Origin of the sequence: Maribacter zhoushanensis, from assembly GCF_029350975.1 — a bacterium.
Classification (GTDB): domain Bacteria; phylum Bacteroidota; class Bacteroidia; order Flavobacteriales; family Flavobacteriaceae; genus Maribacter; species Maribacter zhoushanensis.
Genome location: NZ_JARKMR010000001.1, coordinates 1,223,637 through 1,242,258, shown reverse-complemented (window position 1 = coordinate 1,242,258; position 18,622 = coordinate 1,223,637). Strand labels below are relative to the sequence as shown.

23 protein-coding genes are annotated in these 18,622 nt (G+C 34.2%); 11 read left to right on the top strand and 12 right to left on the bottom strand.

The window, feature by feature from the left end; genetic code table 11:
- Positions 1-12: 12 nt before the first annotated feature.
- Positions 13-675: a tRNA (5-methylaminomethyl-2-thiouridine)(34)-methyltransferase MnmC2 gene (gene mnmC2 / locus PXD56_RS05320; protein ID WP_276492281.1), complete on the bottom strand. Its 663-nt coding sequence runs from the start codon at positions 673-675 to the stop codon at positions 13-15.
- Entirely contained in the window at positions 676-1,191 is a 516-nt protein-coding gene (locus PXD56_RS05315) for a DUF4920 domain-containing protein (RefSeq protein ID WP_276492280.1), read from the bottom strand.
- 72 nt (positions 1,192-1,263) lie between these two features.
- On the opposite strand from PXD56_RS05315, the gene PXD56_RS05310 reads away from it, so the two are divergent.
- Complete coding sequence (locus PXD56_RS05310; RefSeq protein ID WP_276492279.1) at positions 1,264-2,334, top strand: branched-chain amino acid aminotransferase; 1,071 nt, start codon at positions 1,264-1,266, stop codon at positions 2,332-2,334.
- A 27-nt stretch (positions 2,335-2,361) separates the two neighbouring features.
- On the opposite strand, the gene PXD56_RS05305 is transcribed toward PXD56_RS05310, so the two are convergent.
- Positions 2,362-2,748, bottom strand: coding sequence for a nucleoside triphosphate pyrophosphohydrolase family protein (locus PXD56_RS05305; RefSeq protein ID WP_276492278.1), 387 nt, complete (start codon positions 2,746-2,748; stop codon positions 2,362-2,364).
- Between the two features lie 351 nt (positions 2,749-3,099).
- Here PXD56_RS05305 and PXD56_RS05295 point away from each other — a divergent pair, with 351 nt between their 5' ends.
- From PXD56_RS05295 to PXD56_RS05275, 5 genes are all read left to right on the top strand, one after another.
- Entirely contained in the window at positions 3,100-3,279 is a 180-nt protein-coding gene (locus tag PXD56_RS05295) for a hypothetical protein (protein ID WP_276492276.1), read from the top strand.
- Between the two features lie 18 nt (positions 3,280-3,297).
- The gene (crcB, locus tag PXD56_RS05290) at positions 3,298-3,669 is read left to right on the top strand and encodes a fluoride efflux transporter CrcB (RefSeq protein ID WP_276492275.1); all 372 of its coding nucleotides are present in this window, start codon (positions 3,298-3,300) and stop codon (positions 3,667-3,669) included.
- Between the two features lie 291 nt (positions 3,670-3,960).
- Positions 3,961-4,299: a P-II family nitrogen regulator gene (locus tag PXD56_RS05285; RefSeq protein WP_276492274.1), complete on the top strand. Its 339-nt coding sequence runs from the start codon at positions 3,961-3,963 to the stop codon at positions 4,297-4,299.
- A 32-nt stretch (positions 4,300-4,331) separates the two neighbouring features.
- On the top strand, positions 4,332-5,612 hold the full coding sequence (locus PXD56_RS05280) for an ammonium transporter (RefSeq protein WP_276492273.1): 1,281 nt from the start codon (positions 4,332-4,334) through the stop codon (positions 5,610-5,612).
- A gap of 96 nt (positions 5,613-5,708) precedes the next feature.
- Positions 5,709-6,725 (top strand): outer membrane beta-barrel protein, encoded by a 1,017-nt coding sequence (locus tag PXD56_RS05275; RefSeq protein ID WP_276492272.1) that lies wholly within the window; start codon positions 5,709-5,711, stop codon positions 6,723-6,725.
- Between the two features lie 84 nt (positions 6,726-6,809).
- On the opposite strand, the gene PXD56_RS05270 is transcribed toward PXD56_RS05275, so the two are convergent.
- Positions 6,810-7,454: a DUF1684 domain-containing protein gene (locus PXD56_RS05270; RefSeq protein ID WP_276492271.1), complete on the bottom strand. Its 645-nt coding sequence runs from the start codon at positions 7,452-7,454 to the stop codon at positions 6,810-6,812.
- An 89-nt stretch (positions 7,455-7,543) separates the two neighbouring features.
- On the opposite strand from PXD56_RS05270, the gene PXD56_RS05265 reads away from it, so the two are divergent.
- On the top strand, positions 7,544-8,287 hold the full coding sequence (locus PXD56_RS05265; protein WP_276492270.1) for a DJ-1/PfpI family protein: 744 nt from the start codon (positions 7,544-7,546) through the stop codon (positions 8,285-8,287).
- On the opposite strand, the gene PXD56_RS05260 is transcribed toward PXD56_RS05265, so the two are convergent.
- Both PXD56_RS05260 and PXD56_RS05255 read right to left on the bottom strand, forming a co-directional pair.
- Positions 8,274-9,686 carry an alpha/beta hydrolase gene (locus PXD56_RS05260; protein ID WP_276492269.1) on the bottom strand — a complete coding sequence of 471 codons (1,413 nt, stop codon included), beginning with the start codon at positions 9,684-9,686 and terminating at the stop codon, positions 8,274-8,276. The two genes, PXD56_RS05265 and PXD56_RS05260, sit on opposite strands and share 14 nt — an antisense overlap.
- 106 nt (positions 9,687-9,792) lie before the next feature.
- Positions 9,793-10,242, bottom strand: a complete 450-nt coding sequence (locus PXD56_RS05255) for an Lrp/AsnC family transcriptional regulator (RefSeq protein ID WP_276492268.1) — start codon at positions 10,240-10,242, stop codon at positions 9,793-9,795.
- A gap of 178 nt (positions 10,243-10,420) precedes the next feature.
- Here PXD56_RS05255 and PXD56_RS05250 point away from each other — a divergent pair, with 178 nt between their 5' ends.
- From PXD56_RS05250 to PXD56_RS05240, 3 genes are all read left to right on the top strand, one after another.
- On the top strand, positions 10,421-10,750 hold the full coding sequence (locus PXD56_RS05250) for a hypothetical protein (protein ID WP_276492267.1): 330 nt from the start codon (positions 10,421-10,423) through the stop codon (positions 10,748-10,750).
- An 84-nt stretch (positions 10,751-10,834) separates the two neighbouring features.
- Positions 10,835-11,686, top strand: a complete 852-nt coding sequence (gene purU, locus PXD56_RS05245) for a formyltetrahydrofolate deformylase (RefSeq protein ID WP_276492266.1) — start codon at positions 10,835-10,837, stop codon at positions 11,684-11,686.
- A 31-nt stretch (positions 11,687-11,717) separates the two neighbouring features.
- The gene (locus PXD56_RS05240; RefSeq protein WP_276492265.1) at positions 11,718-12,434 is read left to right on the top strand and encodes a DUF4197 domain-containing protein; all 717 of its coding nucleotides are present in this window, start codon (positions 11,718-11,720) and stop codon (positions 12,432-12,434) included.
- A gap of 208 nt (positions 12,435-12,642) precedes the next feature.
- On the opposite strand, the gene PXD56_RS05235 is transcribed toward PXD56_RS05240, so the two are convergent.
- Entirely contained in the window at positions 12,643-13,425 is a 783-nt protein-coding gene (locus PXD56_RS05235) for an alpha/beta fold hydrolase (protein ID WP_276492264.1), read from the bottom strand.
- 225 nt (positions 13,426-13,650) lie between these two features.
- Here PXD56_RS05235 and PXD56_RS05230 point away from each other — a divergent pair, with 225 nt between their 5' ends.
- Complete coding sequence (locus PXD56_RS05230) at positions 13,651-13,842, top strand: hypothetical protein (RefSeq protein WP_276492263.1); 192 nt, start codon at positions 13,651-13,653, stop codon at positions 13,840-13,842.
- On the opposite strand, the gene pyrF is transcribed toward PXD56_RS05230, so the two are convergent.
- From pyrF to PXD56_RS05205, 5 genes are all read right to left on the bottom strand, one after another.
- On the bottom strand, positions 13,834-14,655 hold the full coding sequence (gene pyrF / locus PXD56_RS05225) for an orotidine-5'-phosphate decarboxylase (protein WP_276492262.1): 822 nt from the start codon (positions 14,653-14,655) through the stop codon (positions 13,834-13,836). The genes PXD56_RS05230 and pyrF overlap by 9 nt on opposite strands.
- A gap of 3 nt (positions 14,656-14,658) precedes the next feature.
- A complete protein-coding gene (gene prfA / locus PXD56_RS05220) occupies positions 14,659-15,735 on the bottom strand; it encodes a peptide chain release factor 1 (RefSeq protein ID WP_276492261.1) in 1,077 nt (358 codons plus the stop codon).
- 86 nt (positions 15,736-15,821) lie between these two features.
- Positions 15,822-16,775, bottom strand: a complete 954-nt coding sequence (locus PXD56_RS05215; RefSeq protein WP_276492260.1) for an FAD:protein FMN transferase — start codon at positions 16,773-16,775, stop codon at positions 15,822-15,824.
- A 120-nt stretch (positions 16,776-16,895) separates the two neighbouring features.
- Positions 16,896-17,339 (bottom strand): QcrA and Rieske domain-containing protein, encoded by a 444-nt coding sequence (locus PXD56_RS05210; protein WP_276492259.1) that lies wholly within the window; start codon positions 17,337-17,339, stop codon positions 16,896-16,898.
- Between the two features lie 53 nt (positions 17,340-17,392).
- Complete coding sequence (locus tag PXD56_RS05205; RefSeq protein ID WP_276492258.1) at positions 17,393-18,571, bottom strand: AIR synthase related protein; 1,179 nt, start codon at positions 18,569-18,571, stop codon at positions 17,393-17,395.
- Positions 18,572-18,622 lie beyond the last annotated feature (51 nt).

Here is an 18,622-nt window from a genome sequence, read left to right as displayed (position 1 = left end):
ATGCCCAAAATATTATTGTTTTTTTGCACGTAGCATTTCTCTTTTACCTGGAGGACCAGGCAATCTTTCTACAAGAAAACCAACTTCTAACATGGCACGCCTTACACTACCTTTAGCAGCATAGGTAACTAAATAACCTCCACTTTTCATTGCATTGAACATGATTTGAAAAATTTCTACCGTCCATAATTCCGGTTGCACCCTAGCTCCAAAGGCATCAAAATAAATTAAATCATAAGTATTGATATCATTGATTTCTTTGAAAAGCTTTTGTTGCTTAGTCAAATGGAAACTTGAAGTAATTTCTATCTTTTGACCCCATGCAGAAGCATGCATTAAATTAAAATCATCTTTTCTTGAAAGCGATTCTAACTCTTCCAAATAATTTAATTGATCAAGTTCTTCTGCCGAAACAGGATATGCTTCTACACCAGTATAGTTAATTTGAAGATTTCGTTTTTCATATTCAATTAATGTTATGAAAGCATTTAACCCGGTACCAAAACCTATTTCAAGAATATTCAATTCTTGATCCTTGAATAGATCTAAACCAGATTTTATAAAAACATGGTAAGCTTCTTGAATGGCACCATGTTTTGAATGGTACTGTTCTTGCCAGTCCATAATTTGGATGGTCTTGGAACCATCGCCCGTAGTAATAATTTCTCTTTTCAATTAATTGGGGACTATTACTCCTGTTGCTTCAAAACTATATATTCTTTTTGGAGTTGTAATTTTTGCTATCTCTTCTGCTGTTTTACCACCATCTTTTGCATAATGCTGCTGATCACCAACGCTCATTTCCTCTACAAACGCCAAGCCATTTAATACAACTTCCTTATCTAGAATATCTGCAGGCATAAAAAATCCATAATCTTTAAATCTAACCATTGCCTGCTCACCCTCTGGTAGTTCAACAATCATCCAACATCCTTTTACCTTACAAACTTCTTTCACTTTAGTTTTAAACTGAAGATTCAAAGAATCTGACACGGCCATTGAAGCAAATTGAGCCATTACTTCATTTTTATCACTCAAAGATGTGATTTTAAATTCTTCGCCGTAAAATTCTGATGCATCTATTTCAGCATCTTGCTGGGCAAGGCATGTAAAAAACCCAAACAAAAAGACAAGTAATATGTTAAATCCTTTCATAAATCCTAAAAATGTTGATATACCTGCAAAACTCATCAATTTAAAACTAAAAAAGAAGTGCTAGTAGGGATATTTGTTTAATTTTAATCAACTAAAGTTACATATTTCATGAGTATTGCAACGAAAGATATCATAGTAGAAAAGGTAAAAACATCAAAAATTGACCAAGTAGATTTTGAAAATCTTGCCTTTGGTTCAGTATTTACAGACCATATGTTAGTCTGTACTTATAAGAACGGTGCATGGGAAACTCCTAAAATAACACCATACCAACCTATTACGCTAGACCCTTCTTCCAAGATTTTTCATTACGGACAATCTATTTTTGAAGGTATGAAAGCTTATAAGGATAAAAATGACGATGTCTATTTATTTAGACCGTTAGAAAACCATAAGCGTTTTAATATTTCAGCAAAAAGAATGTGTATTCCAGAAATTCCTGAAGATTACTTCATGGAAGGGTTAACCACACTTCTTAATTTAGATAAAGATTTTATACCAACTAATGACGGTAGTTCTTTATACATTAGACCTTTTATGTTTGCTTCTGGTAATGGATTTCATGCATCGCCAGCAGACGAATACAAGTTCATTATAGCTTGTGCACCTTCTGGAGCATATTTTTCTGGCAAGGTAAAAGTGCTTATAGAGGAGAAATATTCTAGATCGGCAAACGGTGGTGTAGGTTACGCTAAAGCTGGTGGTAATTACGCTGGTCAGTTCTACCCAACACAACTAGCTGTTGAAAAAGGATACAACCAAGTAATCTGGACAGATGACACCAACCATGAGTTTATTGAAGAAGCTGGTGCCATGAACATATTCATTAGAATAAATGACACCTTATTAACAGGACCAACTAGTGATCGTATACTTGATGGTATTACCAGAAAGAGTATTTTAGATATTGCTAAAGATCAAGGTATAAAGACCGAAGTTAGAAAAATTACCGTAAAAGAAGTTGTTGAAGCGGCAAAGGACGGAAGTTTAAAAGAAATGTTCGGTGCAGGTACAGCAGCGGTAATTTCACCAATTGCAGGTTTTGGTTATAGAGACACCGATTATGATTTACCAGAATTAGAAAACAGTTTTGGACAACAATTAAAGAAAATCATAACAGATATACAGTACAATAAATCTGAAGATAAATTTGGATGGCGATATAAAGTCAAAGCATAGAAAAAAGGGGGCAAAACGCCCTCTTTTTTATTTATCTAAAATGACACCAATATTTGGCTTAGAATAATAGGGTCCTTTAAGCACCTTGCCATCTTCACGGTAAATAGGCTTACCGTCTTCACCAAGCTTACTCATATTACTTCTTTGTATCTCATTGAACACTTCTTCAATCTTATACTGCATACCATGCTCTAAAATAGTACCACACAATATATATAACATATCTCCCAAAGCATCTGCAACTTCAACAAGATCATTATTTTGAGCCGCTTCTAAATACTCTTTATTCTCCTCATCCATTAAATTATAGCGCAGGGTATTCTTTGCTTCCCCTAAATCTGCAATCATATCTTCTGAAACACCCAGACCAAAAGAATTATGAAATTCTTCTACTGCTTTGATTTTGTTTTTCATCTTTATTATTCTGTTTTCCGTTAGCTTTGCGTAAAAATATAAAATATGTTTAGCACCGGACAAATCATTTTTGCAATCCTTTTTGCAGTGGTTTTTGCCATTATTATTGTCTTTTCTTATCGTAAAGACCTGAAATTACACCAAAAGAATTTTAAAGGTGTAAAATGGATTGGTGTTTTCTTTACACTATTCATAATTTTATTGCTTTTCATAAAGTTTTTCCTAAAAGAATAGTTAATTTTTTTCCTACACCACAAAAATTAACATTTTCACAACAAAACGCCGAATATCGACGTTATATATACCAAATACCGTAATTTTGCGTTATTCATCTATAAGATGTAATAAATTATGATGACATTTCTTACAATTTTTTTAGTATTAGTAGGTATCAACATTGCCTTGGTAATAGTTAGTTTGATCAGTGTTTCTCAAAAAGCGAAGACATCATCTCAAAAATCAGCTAAACAACCAACATCTGTAATCTATCCTTTAGATTTACTTACTACAAGCTACAAGAAAGCAGTTTAGTTTTTACCTTTATAAGGTATGAAACAATTTTTACTGGTTTTTTTAGGCGGAGGTTTTGGTAGTATATTAAGATACTATGTATCTAAGAATCTCAACGCCTACTATTCAAATTTTTATTTAGGTACATTTTTAGTGAATGTAATTGGTTGCCTATTAATAGGTATACTAATAGGACTCTCACTGAAGAACAACTACATTTCTGAAAATCAAACTTTATTATTAGCTACCGGTTTTTGTGGTGGCTTTACCACCTTCTCTACTTTTGCTCTAGAAAGCAATATTCTTTTTAAAGAATCTTCACTGTTACAAACGTCTCTATATATGGGGCTAAGTGTAGCAATTGGTATACTTGCTATATCATTTGGTCTATGGATTTGCAAAATGTTATAGAACTAACATTCATTACCCACTATTTTATTTTTATACATTTTTTTAAGTATTTGCAGTTTTATTAAACAATTGTTAGATAATTACTCCTTTTTCTGACGATTTTTCTATAGCTAACCTCAAATCATCATCCTCCATTCTCGAAATATTCAATATTACTATCAATAAATAACATTACCCCAAAATTTTAGGGGTATATATTATCATACTCGTAAAAATCAGCTTAGATACCCTCATATTTTTAGGGTGAGGATTTTTTTAACATATATTTGGCAGTATCAAAAACTTATTCAAATGAAAAAAATCGAGGCAATTATCAGAAAATCAAAGTTTGACGATGTCAAAGAGGCATTGCACAAGATTGAAGTTAACTTCTTTAGTTACTGGGACGTAACAGGAGTAGGAAATGAAAAACAAGGTCATGTATATCGTGGTATCTCTTATAGCACTACAGATATTCAACGTAGATATTTATCTATAGTTGTTTCAGACGACTTTTTAGAAAAAACAGTAGATACAATTCTTGAGTCGGCATATTCAGGTAATGTTGGTGATGGAAAAGTATTTGTATCAGAAGTATTAGAAGCCTATCGAATAAGAACCAAAGAAAAAGGTTTGGCAGGAATTAACTAACCCTTATAAGAACTACTCAAAAAATTACAATTATGAATGAAGCAACACAAGAATCAATGAACGCAGCTATAGATGCTATAAATGGAGACATGGGAGCCTTATGGATTACCATTGCCGCTATTTTAGTTTTCTTTATGCAAGCAGGGTTCACTTTGGTAGAAGTAGGTTTTACCAGAAGTAAGAACTCAGGAAACATAGTAATGAAAAACTTAATGGACCTTGCCGTAGGTTCAATTATGTTCTGGGCCGTAGGTTACGGTATAATGTACGGTAGTGATCTAGTATTAGGTGGCTTTTTTAGATCAAGTCCTGCTGAACAAGGATATTTCTTCTTTAGTGCTACAGATTGGTATAATTTATTTTTCCAAACTGTATTCTGTGCAACAGCAGCTACAATTGTATCTGGAGCAGTTGCAGAACGTACTAAATTTTCAACTTATTTAATTCTATCTGCAGTTTTAACAACATTTATCTACCCTATATCAGGTAGCTGGTACTGGCCATTTGATGATGACGCATGGTTAAACACTGCTGGTTTTATTGATTTTGCAGGTTCTTCTGTAGTACACGCTGTAGGTGGTGGAGCTGCTTTGGTCGCTGCTATTATGGTAGGCCCTAGAATTGGTAAATATGTTGACGGAGAAGTAAAAGTTATCCCTGGTCATAATATGATGTATGGAGCGTTAGGTGTACTTATCCTTTGGTTAGGATGGTTCGGTTTTAACGGTGGATCTCAATTAGCTTGGGGCGGTGATGATACTATTGCGGCAGGAAGCGTAATTATCAACACAAACTTAGCAGCAGCAATCGGAGCCATTGCAGCTCTATTCTTAACATGGGTTAAATACGGAAAGCCAGACCTTTCTATGACATTGAACGGTGCTTTAGCAGGTTTAGTTGGTATCACAGCAGGTTGTGGTGCAGTGAATGCTTGGGGTGCAGTAGCAATAGGTCTAGTATGTGGTTTAGCAGTAGTCCTTTCTATTGAAATATTGGACAAAAAGTTCAAAATTGACGATCCAGTTGGGGCTATATCTGTACATGGTACATGTGGTTTCATAGGTACTGTATTAGTAGGTGTATTCGCTTTAGACGGTGGTCTTTTATACGGAGGTGGCGCTGGTCTTCTTTGGGTTCAGACTTACGGTTCTCTAGCTTACATATTATGGGCAGCTTTTGGAACCTTTGTTGTTCTTTTCATATTAAAGAAAACAATTGGTTTAAGAGTTTCAAAACAAGACGAAATCGAAGGATTGGATATTACAGAGCATGGTCTTGAAGCATACCCTGAGCATATTTCAAGCGACAAATAAAAAAATACGGAGCGTTTTGCAGAACGCTCCGTTACATAACCTTATCAATAAATCACTCAATTTAATTCATCCCCTACGGGGTAAAAATCAAAATTTATGAAAACGATTATTAATACAAAGTACGCAAAAAATATTTTTGCAACAGGTCTTATGCTTTTTGCAGCTGCTAGTGTAGTAGCTCAGGAAGATGAAGAAGAGAAAAAGATTAGCATTAGCGGTTCTGTTGATGCTTACTATCAAACTAACTTAAGTGCATCAGACGCAACAGCACAATCATTCGGTAGTTCATTTGCTAATGAATTAGGTTTTGCTTTAGGTATGGCAAACATAGTTGCTGCTTACGAAGGCGAAAAAACAGGTGTGGTTGCAGATGTAGTTTTTGGACCAAGAGGAGATGAAGCTGTTGGCGGGTATAACCTAAACCAACTTTATGCATACTGGAATGTATCTGAAGGTACTACTTTAACAATGGGTAGATTTAATACCTATTTAGGATATGAAGTAATTTCTCCTGTAGGTAACTTTAACTACAGCACATCTTACTTATTTTCTAACGGACCTTTCTCTCACGTTGGTTTAAAGGCTGATTTTGCACTTTCTGATGATTTCAGTTTAATGTTAGCTATTATGAATGTAACTGACACTAACAACAACTTAACAGGTGCTTATTCTGCTGGTGCTCAATTAGGTTATTCAGGTCAATACCTTAACTTCTACTATGATGGTGGTGAAGCTTTAGGTTTTGAAGTTGACTACACAGGTGGTTTTGATCTTTCTGAGGATTTTTATTTAGGAATAAATGCAGCTTATGCTGATAACGATGGTGCTGGTTTCTCAGGCGTTGCGCTTTACCCACAGTATGCTACATCAGATGATTTTTCTATTGGCTTAAGAGGTGAATACTTTGCTGTTGACCTAGATACACCTGGCGTAGATAACCCAAGTGTATTAGGTTTAACATTAACAGGTAGCTATTCAGTAGAAAACTTAACAATTAAGCCAGAAATTAGATTAGATTCTTGGGGTAGCGATGTTGAGCCTTATTTCGATGCAGATGGTGCAGCTTCTAAAAGCTTATCTTCTTTCTTAGTAGCAGCAGTTTACTCTTTCTAAGTTGTAGATAAAATTAATGGTTGATTTTATAGTTTGAGTTTTAAAACCTCGGCAATACCTGCCGAGGTTTTTTATTATCTGCCATTAATGTTCAAAAGCCTTTACCCCTGCTTTAATTTCAGTATCTAAATTATTAACGGCAGGTACTAAAGGACAACTAAATTTCTTGTTATAGGCACAGTAAGGATTATATGCTTTATTAAAATCAAGAATAATGGTATTGCCATCAGGAATTCTTAAATCTAAATACCTACCACCGCCATAAGTTTCTTCGCCATTCGTATTATCTGTAAAGGGCAAAAACAGGTAATCCTCATATTTTTCTTGCGTAATTAAATCAGGAGATTGATAAATTTCCAATTCATGTTCTTTTCCTTTAATAGAAAACTTCGCAATAGCAAACACTACCTCTGTAGACTCCCTATCTGTAGTAGTAGGCATTGAAAAAGGCAATGCTTCTGGAGTTCTTATAAATTCTGCCTCAATTACATAACTGGTATCTGGCTCAAAGAAATCTAAGGTTTCAAAATCAATTCGAAATCGATCCGCTAATGGAGAAGTTTCAGGATCTTTAAATTCAGTATTTAATTCTTTCTGAAAAATTAAAATATCTACTAATTTATCTGATGTTGCGGTAGAAACGGCATCATCTTTTACATCGTGATATTTCTTTTCTTGTCCGCATGAAACAAACATTCCCAAAACCAAAACTGCAATACATAACCTCATATTTCTTCCTTTACGCTTCAAAAATACAATTTATTCATTGTAAGTTATTTTACATATAGTCGTACTTTAGAACCTTATACTTTTTCAATATGAAATTTATACATGTACTGCCGATTTTCCTTTTAACACTATTCAGTTGTAACGAACATAAGACAACAACTGAAAAAGTGGCTGTTGTAGAAGAAATTAGAGTTATGCCTGAGCTAAATCCTGAAAGCTACAATGTTGCCTTTCTTATTATGGATGGCACTTTTAATACTGAGTTTACTGCACCATTCGATATTTTTCAGCATACAAAATATAGAAAGAATATAAAGGCAATGAACACTTTAATAGTTGCCAACACTTTAGAACCCATCACCACTTTTGAGGGAGTACGTATACTACCAGATTATGACTACACAAAAGATGAGCTACCTAGAATAGATATTTTAGTAGTGCCTAGCGCAGAACATTCCATGGACAGTGATTTGGAAGACACTGTAATGTTAGATTTTATAAAAAAAGTCGATGAAACCGCTATCTACATGACAAGCCACTGCGACGGAGCCTTCCCCTTGGCAAAGACAGGAATTTTAGATTCAGTTGCTTCAACCACATTCCCTAGCGATGTGGAAAATTATAGAAAGATGTTCCCTGATTTGAATATAAAAGACAATGTCCTGTTTGTTCACGACGGAAAATACATTACCTCTGCCGGCGGAGCTAAAAGCTTTGAAGCAGCTCTATATCTTTGCGAATTACTTTATGGAAAAGAGATTACCAAATCTTTAGCAAAAGGATTGGTCATAGATTGGGATGTAGAAAAGGTGCCACACCTTACTGTTCAATAACATCATATCTAGCATCTTTTAGATACTTTTCTATCATCTCATTAAACTCTGGCATAATTCTAAATAATGATGTATGCTCTATTGAATATAACTTTTGCTTATCAGAGTATCCTGTTTTTAAAAGTTCTTCCAGATAAAAAAGTGCCGTGCCGTAATCTTCCATTTTAGAACTAGCGGATATAACATTTAAATAACCTTCATGTTCAGTTGGTGCAGTTATAGTTTTTATCATGTTCAATAAGTTCAAAGCCTCCCAATCAACCTTTTCATCTGCAGCTATAAAATCGATATTATCAGAAACCAAGGCATTAATATAACCTCTTAGCCTAGCAGACATTTGACGCTCAAACAGATTAGTACTTTTATCTAATTTACTTAATTCATCCATCTGATAATTCCACCAACCTAAATTGGCATAGTTGTAAGAAATGATATCTTCTTCCAAGTAATAACTATAATCCTCTTTGGTAAACGATTCTTTTAGAAAATAACTATTCTGACTTCTATTTGCTTGCCTGTAAGAAGTACTTCTTCTCAATACTTTTTGCGAGGCTTTTAAAGAGTCAAGTTTCATTAAAGGATAGAAAATTTTCTCCATATCTAACATTTGATATGTTGCCAATAATGGCTTTTGCTTAGAAACACTAGTATTAACATCTACCAAAAATTCATTGTATGATGCATTGATCAAACTATCGTTCCGTTGTAAATGACCTTTTGCCATACTGGTCAATGTTAGCATTCTAAACGCTTTAGCAATTACTTCTTTTTCCGGCAGGTTACGATCACCATCAAACACCAGTAATTCATTAGGAAATTTCAGCTTATTAAGTATCTGCCTGGTATTATACATATCAGTAAAATTATAATCTGACCTGTTTACCAAACCAATAAACTGAAAGGGTTGCTTTACGCTCAATATTTCAACATTTCCTACAGAGGCTCCTATTGAAATAACACCCTTTATTTCCCTAACAAACGTTGGTAAAATAGATGCGAACATTGCCCCACTGGAAAACCCAGCCGTGTATGTACGATTTTTTGCCGTAGGTATTGTATTAAATACAGAATTGAACATTCTATTTGCAACCAAAACATTCTCTGCAATAGATAGAGAATCACTTATATTATTGGAACTAGCCAACACATAACCTTCTTTCTCTGCGGCATTGATCAACATAGAAACTGCCGCCTTTCCTTTACCATCTAAATCCATCACAAAAACTACAGGCCAAGGTTTGTTTACTTCAAAATCTGTAGGTAAATAAAGTGAATACGTTTCGCTGACAGAATCATTCACTATTAAATTTTCTGTAATGGCACCTCTTAAAAGTCTAAGCTCTTGAGCAAAAGAAGTCCACGAAATCAAAACAAAGGCAAAGAGTAGTATTTTTTTCATCATTTATTTTGCATCAAAAATCTAGCCAAAATAATATTTAATCAATTGTCTTTTAAATTCAAATTACAAATACAACTTAAATCTAGTTAAAACAATTATAGAAATTCTATTTTATTTTATGCATTGGGGCATTTGAAATTACTTGCGACAATACAATATGTGTTCTGGTTTCGCCATATTGAATGAGCTTATCAATAAATTTTTCTAAATGGAATTGATCTTTCAATACCACCTCCATAACTATATTTTCATTACCAGTTATTCTATAGCAATTTATAACCTCTTGTAAAGTTGGTACCACAGCCAAAAAAGGCTTTAATTTCCCCATAAAAGCGCGTAATGTAATTATTGCTTTTAATTGGTGCCCTGTCAATGCATGAGATACGGTAGCCTTGTAGCCATGTATAATACCAAGATCCTCCATTTTCTTAACACGCTCAGCTACTGCAGGCGCTGTTAGCCCTACCGTGCGACCAATATTTGCAAAAGATTCTCTTGCATTATCTTGCAATTGCTTCAGTATTTTCCAATTAAGCTCATCAATCTTTGGATTCAAAAGTTTTTCTGTTTAATTATTTATTATCAAAGGTAAAAATACAAATTACGTTTCTATTCAATAGAAAATTTACAAATAACTAACGTAATTTTATATGACGCTAATTACACCCCACATAATGGCATATCGAAGTTTAAGACATTTACCTATTTACAGGAAAGCATTGGAGCTCTGCACAATGAGTAGAGAGATTGCCTCATATGTATCTTTCAATAAAGATTTAATGCGCCTATGCGAATCAAAAAGTCTTAGGGATATAATGGCCAATTCTATCTTAACAGATTCTATTTTAATACCTCAAAAAATTGCACAGGTAGAATATTCTAATTGTAGCAATGAACGTCTAGAAACCATTTCTTACATTAATATTATTATAAGAAATATCAACTCTTATTGTATAGGCTTAGAAAAACATGGTGTAAAAGAAACGGAGTACATCAACCTATTAAGAAAAGAGATAAAAAGTTTTAGAAAATCATATAAAGCTTGGAAATCCGAGCACTCTTAATCGTTTTAAATTCTTCCCAAATTACGAGATATAGCAGGCACTTTAAGAATTATGAGCTATTTTTGAAGCCATAATAAACTTCCATTGAAAACAACAATTCTCGTTCATTGTCCGGATCAAGCAGGTATTATATGCACTGTAACCGGATTTATAAGTAAAAACAAAGGTAACATTGTTTACCTTGACCAGCATGTAGATAAATCTGCCAACGTATTTTTTATGCGTACCGTGGTAGAATTCGAAGATGACTTCACCGGCTTAGACCATTTTAAATCTCTTTTTCAAAAAGAGTTGGCAACTACATATACTATGCAATGGAGCATACATACAGATGATAAATTGCCTAAAATGGCCATTTTCGTATCTAAGTACAAACATTGCCTATATGACTTGTTAAGCAGGTATCGTTCTGGTGAACTAGCAGTTGAGATACCTTTTATTTTAAGCAACCACAATGACCTTAAAGATATTGCAGATCAATTCAATATTCCGTTCTACCATATACCTTTTACTAAAGAGAATAGAACTGAAGCGGAACAAGAACAATTGACATTATTAGAAAAATATGATATTGACTTCATTGTTTTGGCCAGGTATATGCAAATAGTAAGCGGAACGCTTATCGATAAATTCCCAAATAAGATTATAAATATTCACCATTCATTTTTACCTGCGTTTGCCGGAGCAAAACCATATCACGCAGCATTTAAAAGAGGTGTGAAAATTATAGGCGCAACTAGTCATTATGTAACAGAAGAACTAGATGCCGGTCCAATCATTGAGCAAGACGTAACCACCGTTACCCACTCCCACTCTATTACAGATTTCATTGCAAAAGGTAGGGATTTGGAAAAAATAGTGCTTTCAAGAGGTGTAAAACTCCATATTGCACGTAAAACAATAGTATACAACAATAAAACTATAATATTCTCGTAAGTACATTAGACCCTAAATAAATATTAATAAGATGATTAAAAAAGTAAGCTTGGCCATATGCATATTGGTAATAGTATCATGCGCAGAATTACAACAAGTTGTAAATCAATTACCAACTTCTACTGAAAGCGTTTTAAGTAACGAAACAATTGCCAACGGATTAAAAGAAGCTCTTGACCTTGGTATTGAAAAACAGGTTAGTAAATTAACCGCAACAGACGGTTTCTACAAAAATGAATTGGTAAAAATTCTTTTACCAGAAGATTTACAAAAGGTTGATAAAACTTTACGCGATATAGGCTTGGGCAGCTTAGCAGATGAAGGATTAAAAGTTTTAAATCGTGCGGCTGAAGATGCTGTTTCAGAAGCCACACCTATTTTTGTAAATGCTGTTAAAGAAATGTCTTTTGCAGATGCAAAAAACATATTATTAGGAAGTAACGATGCAGCTACTACATATTTAGAAACTAAAACAAATACTGAGTTGTACTCAAAATTCAATCCTGTTATTAGTGAATCATTTAAAAAAGTAGGAGCAGATAAAATATGGAGCTCAATCATAACAAAGTACAATTCTATACCACTTACAAATAATGTAAATCCTGATTTAACTGATTATGTTACTGAGGAAGCATTATCAGGAGTGTATAAAATGATTGCTGTAGAAGAAGAGGAAATTAGAACAAAATATTCTTCAAGAACAACAGATGTACTTAAAAAAGTATTTGCTCTTCAAGATAAAAAGTAGATTTTCTTTAGCTCTTACAATAACTTAAAAAGTTATGCGTTAAAATTAAACAGAACAATATTAAAGCATTCATTTTCAATTTTTTGAGTTAGTTATTTTTTGAGTTAGTTAGTTAAAAACCGGTGGGAGCATCGGTTTTTTTTTGTTTTTAACCCAACATGAAGTCTAAAATGCTTAGTCCGTGCTCAACAATCTATATATACCTTTATTAATTCTGTCCTATTAAATAAGACACCACTTTCTCGTTAAAAAAGTTAGGCTGTTCCACATTTACTACGTGACCACAGTCTTCAACCACAATCAACTGCGAATTCTCATGAGATTTTGCAATTTTGCGAATACTTGGCAAGAATAAATAATCTTCCTCGCCCATAACATAAAGGGTAGGTATTTTTATATCAGCAGATCTAAAGAATTGTAGCAGCGGATTAATCTCTGAGGTGAGCTTAAACCACCTAATAAACTCTTTTTGGTATAATTTCTTTGCCTCACGGACAAATAAAAGCCTAGACTCTCTATGGTTCTTATTGGGCATTATAATAATGGCGAAAAACTTATATAGCCATAAATAAGGTATGACGGTTTTAAAAATAATACCCAGTTTCATTAATATTTGTGAACGCAGGTTCAATTTCATAATTGCACCGCCCATTACCATACTTTCTACTCGCTCCGGGTAATTTTCCGCTAAATTTCTAATAAGTATGGTACCAAGGGATATACCTACAAAATGTGATTTTTCAATCTTTTCATGATCAATAACCTCTACAATATCATTGGTTATAACATCAAAGGTATATTTTTCATCAAATACATTCTTAAGACTTGGTTTTGAATTACCATGCCCTCTTAAATCTAAAAGAAGTACGTTGAAATGTTTTTTGAACTCTCTTATCTGCTTATACCAAATAGAAGAACTGCCACCTGCACCATGTACAAATGTAACCCAAGTGGTAGATGTTTTATGTTGATATGTTATATAGTGAAGCAAATTGAAAATTTCTTTAAAAGACAGTTAACTTACAATGTATTAATTCTTTTTGATATAACATTTAGGATAATCAAATTTCACGCAAAATCAACATCCTTTTAAGTTTTCATCTGTATAAATGTTAAAAAAAAGACATATTACCTATTAATTAGATGTACAGCTCAACATACCCACGTCCAAAACTCGATTCTGAACGTATATTTGTAAGAACATAAATATAGTATAATGAACAAGCAGTATTGTAAGGTAGGATCGGTAACACCAATGGAAGCAAATAATGATATCATAAGCTTATTGGAGTATCAATATCAGACATTTATAGAAAAAGCTTCTGACATTCAGTCAAACACTCAATTGGGAGAATTTTTCGAATCAAAAGCACAAAGAATCAAAAGAACCTTAGAAGATTTAGTTTAATCTTTCTAGTTCCATTTTCATTGCCTGCTGTAATTCTTCTGCCTTAGCCCTAGCGGCTTCTGCAAAGTTCTCTTGATCAGATGCGTATATTATTCCGCGAGAAGAATTAATTAAGAGTCCTACGTTTTCAGACATCCCATATTTACATACCTCTTTCAGGCTTCCTCCTTGCGCTCCTACACCAGGTACCAATAAGAAGCTATTAGGTACAATTTCACGTATTTCAGTAAGATATTCCGCTTTAGTGGCGCCTACCACGTACATTAGATTCTCAGCACCTTCATATGTTGTAGAAACCAATAATACTTCTTTATAAAGCTCCTTACCGTCTATCTTTTTGGTTTGCAAATCAAAAGCACCTTGATTAGAAGTCAGAGCAAGTAATATTGTGTGCTTATCTTTAAACGCCAAAAAAGGCTCAACAGAATCTCTACCCATATAAGGAGCTATAGTAATAGAATCGAAATTCAAATCTTCAAAAAATGCCTTGGCATATCTCGTAGAAGTATTTCCTATATCTCCCCTTTTTGCATCTGCAATGGTAAATATATCTGGATAGTTTTCGTTTAAGTATGCAATTGTCTTACGTAATGCCGACCAGCCTTGAACTCCGTATGCTTCATAAAAAGCAATGTTTGGTTTATATGCTACGCACAGTTCATGTGTAGCATCTATAATAGCTTTGTTGAACGCAAAAATAGGATCTTCATCTTCCAATAAGTATGATGGAATCTTTTCCAAATCCGTATCTAAACCAATACATAAAAAAGATTGTTTCTTATGTATTTGGGCAACTAACTCTTGAGTGGTCATAGCTTAAAATATCTCAGAGGCTTCCCTCAATTTCTCAGTATTCTCTACAAAACTAAGTTCGTCTATTATTTTTTGAATGTCACCATCTATAATATTCGACAAATCATATAACGTAAGCCCAATACGGTGATCTGTTACCCTACCTTGAGGATAGTTATACGTTCTAATCTTTGCAGAACGGTCACCACTACTAACTTGAGAATTTCGTTTAGCGGCATCTTCTTCTTGTTTCTTCGCCAATTCTAAATCATACAATCTAGAACGAAGAACCCTAAATGCCTTATCCTTATTCTTGTGTTGTGATTTTTGATCTTGACATTGTGCAATCAATCCGGTTGGGATGTGGGTTAAACGAACAGCAGAGTAAGTTGTGTTTACAGACTGACCACCAGGACCGGAAGAACAGAAGAAATCTATTCTAACATCTTTTGGATCTATCTGCACATCAAAATCTTCTGCTTCAGGCAAAACCATTACAGTAGCTGCACTAGTATGTACTCTACCTTGAGTTTCTGTTTGTGGCACACGTTGCACACGGTGAACACCTGCTTCAAACTTCAAAGTCCCATAAACGTTTGCTCCAGAAACTTCAAATTGTATTTCTTTATAACCACCACTAGTACCTTCACTAAGGTCAATTACATTGGTTTTCCAACCTTTACCTTCACAATACTTGGTATACATTCTAAAAAGATCGCCCGCAAAAATACTTGCTTCATCACCACCCGTTCCGGCTCTAATTTCAACAACGACATCTTTTGCATCCTCAGGATCTTTAGGAATCAACATCAATTTTATATCCTCCTCTAGCTTCGGCAATCCTGCTTTAGCTTCTTCCATTTGCATTTTTGCCATTTCTAGCATTTCCGCATCACTACTATCAGCAATAATTTCTTCTGCTTCGGCAATGTTATTGGTAAGCTCAAGATATTCTTCTCGCTTATCCATTAAATCTTTAAGATCCTTATATTCTTTTGTGAGCTTCACATATTTACTCTGATCGGATATAATATCCGGTTGAATTATAAGGTCTGAAACCTCATCAAAACGTTGTTTTACGATGTTTAACTTATCTATCATATGCTTACTTCACTTGTATGGCAAATTTACAATAAAATTATAGACACCCTAGCGGGATAATTACGGTAAGAATTAAAAATTGAAAACTAGTTAAGTAAGACCCCGTTGCTTTTATGCATTTTATTGGCACTATCAACGATAATTACTTCAGTGTCGCCCAATTGATTGATCAATGCGAGCCCGGCATCAAGCCCCATCACAAAAATAGAAGTAGCCAAAGCGTCCGAGGTTTCTGCACTTTTAGCAAAAACAGAAACACTATTAATACCAATAGCAGGATATCCTGTTCTGGGATCCATAATATGCGTGTATTTTTTATTGCCCGACATTATAAAATTACCATCGCCACCAGTGGTTGCCACAGAGGATTCTAAAATAGGTATCCATGATGATATTCCACCCTTTAAATCAGGGTTCACCACCCCAATAAGCCATTTATCTCCTGTAACTTTAGTTCCCCAGGTAGTGATATCTCCATCTATATTAATAATACCCGCCTTTACATCATTTGAGACCAACAAAGCTTTTGCCTTATCGGCAGCAAAACCTTTACCAATACCACCAAACGAAATGCGCATTCCCCTTTTACTCAAGAATACAGTACGATCTTTACTATTTAGTACGATATTTTTATAACCGACCTTATTCTTCACCTCTTTTACTTCTGTTGAAGAAGGGACAGCTTCCATAGTACCATCTAGTTTCCAAATATGGTTTAATGGTGTAAAAGTAATATCAAAGGCACCGTTGGTTATTTCAGATAACAAAATGGACCGTTCTATAAGTTTGTATAACTCCCAACTAACAGGTACAGGTTTTATACCAGCATTTTTATTGATTAAACTAGTTTCAGAGTCCACATCCCAAGAAGATATCAATTTTTCTATTCTTTGCACTTCTGCCAATGCCTCTTGAATATAAATATACCCTAACTCTTCATCTTCAGATATTACGGTAATATCAAATTCACCGCCCATTACCTCATAAGACTTTTTGACCGTTACGTACCTTTTCTCTTGACCGTACATAAAGCAGGTCATAAGACATATTAATAAGGCAAAAATCTTTTTCACTTAATTCTCTAATTGGGGGTATTTATGGTCATAAAGAATAATAAGTTAGGTTGGTGTAGTTCTAATAATTGGTTTGTTGCATGTTATTTACTCATAAACACGCAATATAGAACCCTCTAAAGATGTATTATAAATTTTTAATGCTTTTGATGTACTATTAGGTATCTCATTTAAAGGTGTTCCGGTTTGAGAGAATTTAGACCCATGAACATCACAGTAGAATATACCTCCATCTTGATTTACAAACCGAACCTGATCATATTGTTCATGACTACAAATTTGTGTAGCAGCAACAAATTCACCTTCTAAATTTTTGACAACTACAACTAAGTTTTTTAGAATGAAACCACCATTATTAGCAAGTTTTTCAGCTTCTTCAGAATCAAGATCAATAGTAAAATCTATATCTGTTGGCGGGGTTACAATATCACCTTCAACTTCGCTATCTTTTGAACAGCTGCCTAAACAAGGAAAAGTTATTGCAAATGCAGCACCAGCGCCCAGTGTTCGTAAAAATTCTTTTCTTTCCATAGCAAGATAGGTTTATACAAAAAAGAACGATTTATTTACGTTAATCGTATGTCTTAATACACAAAGGTGCCGTACTTACTTGAAATTGTCAGTTTTTTTGAATCTGACGCTTCTACCCTACCGATAATCTGAGCATTTACACCAAAACTTTTTGAAATTTCAATGATATCATTTGCGACATCTTCAGGAAGATAAAATTCTAATCGATGTCCACAATTAAAAACTTTATACATTTCTTTCCAATCTGTACCAGACTGTTCTTGAATTAATTGAAATAATGGGGGAACATCAAACAAATTATCTTTGACCACATGTAATTCATCAATAAAATGAAGAATTTTGGTCTGTGCCCCTCCGCTGCAATGAATCATTCCATGAATTTCATTTGAGCTATATTTAGAAAGAATTCTTTTAACTATTGGAGCATATGTTCGTGTTGGAGACAACACTAATTTACCCGCATCTATTGGTGAGTTTTCTACTTTGTCAGTCAACTTCACATTACCAGAATAAACAAGGTCTTTAGGTACTTCAGCATCAAAACTTTCTGGAAATTTTTCTGCTAAATAGTTAGAAAAAACATCATGACGAGCAGAGGTCAATCCGTTACTGCCCATTCCGCCATTATATTCCTTTTCATAATTGGCCTGACCAAATGATTCTAGACCAACGATAACATCTCCAGCCTTAATATTGGCATTATCGATAACATCACTCCTTTTTAATCTAGCGGTTACCGTAGAATCTACTATTATAGTTCTAACCAAATCTCCAACATCTGCAGTTTCACCACCGGTAGAATGAATGGTAATACCAAACTCACCTAAGTCATTGATCAATTCTTCGGTACCATTGATAATAGCAGAAAGCACTTCACCCGGAATCTTATTTTTATTTCTACCTATAGTAGAAGAAAGCATAATATTATCTGTAGCACCAACACAGATCAAATCATCAATATTCATGATCAATGCGTCTTGTGCAATACCTTTCCATACAGAAATATCTCCTGTTTCCTTCCAGTACATGTAAGCCAATGAAGATTTTGTACCAGCACCATCTGCATGCATTACCAAGCAATATTCCTCATCTCCGGTCAGATAATCAGGCACTATCTTACAAAATGCCTTTGGAAAAAGACCTTTGTCAATATTTTTAATAGCGTTGTGTACATCCTCTTTAGAGGCAGACACGCCGCGTTGCTGATATCTTTCACTACTTGATGTGGACATAATATAAATTTGTGGCAAAAATAAGGGAATCATTAAAACTGTAACCTCTCA

Bases quoted from the DNA above. Each gene is read 5' to 3' on its own strand.
- PXD56_RS05315 (WP_276492280.1), bottom strand. From the start codon at position 1,191: ATGAGTTTTGCAGGTATATCAACATTTTTAGGATTTATGAAAGGATTT.
- PXD56_RS05310 (WP_276492279.1), top strand. From the start codon at position 1,264: ATGAGTATTGCAACGAAAGATATCATAGTAGAAAAGGTAAAAACATCA.
- PXD56_RS05305 (WP_276492278.1), bottom strand. From the start codon at position 2,748: ATGAAAAACAAAATCAAAGCAGTAGAAGAATTTCATAATTCTTTTGGT.
- PXD56_RS05295 (WP_276492276.1), top strand. From the start codon at position 3,100: ATGATGACATTTCTTACAATTTTTTTAGTATTAGTAGGTATCAACATT.
- crcB (WP_276492275.1), top strand. From the start codon at position 3,298: ATGAAACAATTTTTACTGGTTTTTTTAGGCGGAGGTTTTGGTAGTATA.
- PXD56_RS05285 (WP_276492274.1), top strand. From the start codon at position 3,961: ATGAAAAAAATCGAGGCAATTATCAGAAAATCAAAGTTTGACGATGTC.
- PXD56_RS05280 (WP_276492273.1), top strand. From the start codon at position 4,332: ATGAATGAAGCAACACAAGAATCAATGAACGCAGCTATAGATGCTATA.
- PXD56_RS05275 (WP_276492272.1), top strand. From the start codon at position 5,709: ATGAAAACGATTATTAATACAAAGTACGCAAAAAATATTTTTGCAACA.
- PXD56_RS05270 (WP_276492271.1), bottom strand. From the start codon at position 7,454: ATGAGGTTATGTATTGCAGTTTTGGTTTTGGGAATGTTTGTTTCATGC.
- PXD56_RS05265 (WP_276492270.1), top strand. From the start codon at position 7,544: ATGAAATTTATACATGTACTGCCGATTTTCCTTTTAACACTATTCAGT.
- PXD56_RS05260 (WP_276492269.1), bottom strand. From the start codon at position 9,686: ATGAAAAAAATACTACTCTTTGCCTTTGTTTTGATTTCGTGGACTTCT.
- PXD56_RS05250 (WP_276492267.1), top strand. From the start codon at position 10,421: ATGAGTAGAGAGATTGCCTCATATGTATCTTTCAATAAAGATTTAATG.
- PXD56_RS05240 (WP_276492265.1), top strand. From the start codon at position 11,718: ATGATTAAAAAAGTAAGCTTGGCCATATGCATATTGGTAATAGTATCA.
- PXD56_RS05230 (WP_276492263.1), top strand. From the start codon at position 13,651: ATGAACAAGCAGTATTGTAAGGTAGGATCGGTAACACCAATGGAAGCA.
- pyrF (WP_276492262.1), bottom strand. From the start codon at position 14,655: ATGACCACTCAAGAGTTAGTTGCCCAAATACATAAGAAACAATCTTTT.
- prfA (WP_276492261.1), bottom strand. From the start codon at position 15,735: ATGATAGATAAGTTAAACATCGTAAAACAACGTTTTGATGAGGTTTCA.
- PXD56_RS05215 (WP_276492260.1), bottom strand. From the start codon at position 16,775: ATGACCTGCTTTATGTACGGTCAAGAGAAAAGGTACGTAACGGTCAAA.
- PXD56_RS05210 (WP_276492259.1), bottom strand. From the start codon at position 17,339: ATGGAAAGAAAAGAATTTTTACGAACACTGGGCGCTGGTGCTGCATTT.
- PXD56_RS05205 (WP_276492258.1), bottom strand. From the start codon at position 18,571: ATGTCCACATCAAGTAGTGAAAGATATCAGCAACGCGGCGTGTCTGCC.